This window comes from Ferrovum myxofaciens, assembly GCF_000735045.1.
Classification (GTDB): Bacteria; Pseudomonadota; Gammaproteobacteria; order Burkholderiales; family Ferrovaceae; genus Ferrovum; species Ferrovum myxofaciens.
Genome location: NZ_JPOQ01000553.1, coordinates 1 through 253 on the forward strand (window position 1 = coordinate 1; position 253 = coordinate 253).

The window sequence follows — 253 nt, forward strand, 5'->3', positions numbered from 1 at the left end:
TACATCCAATTCATCGCTACTTATCCCAGATAGGATCTTTTTCTCTTCTGCCACTACCAGTCGCTCAACCAATTCTCGCTTCGTTACGCAGTAACGGGACGCCAATCGCTGGACCGCCAGACTGGCTCCGGTCGATACCCACAGGTTTATACGGCGTTCACCATTCTCTCCCGCCTCACACCGACGCTTGCGGTAGGCGGCTTGCCTTTCTGCTGCAGTTGTCACATCCTTCTTCATTCTATTTCTCCTTCGT

General features: G+C 52.2%; 1 protein-coding gene. It reads right to left on the reverse strand.

Translation table 11 applies throughout. From position 1 onward, the window contains the following. The coding region (locus IV91_RS0115065; protein ID WP_031599603.1) for a hypothetical protein at window positions 1-237 on the reverse strand (237 nt) is incomplete at its 3' end. Window positions 238-253 lie beyond the last annotated feature (16 nt).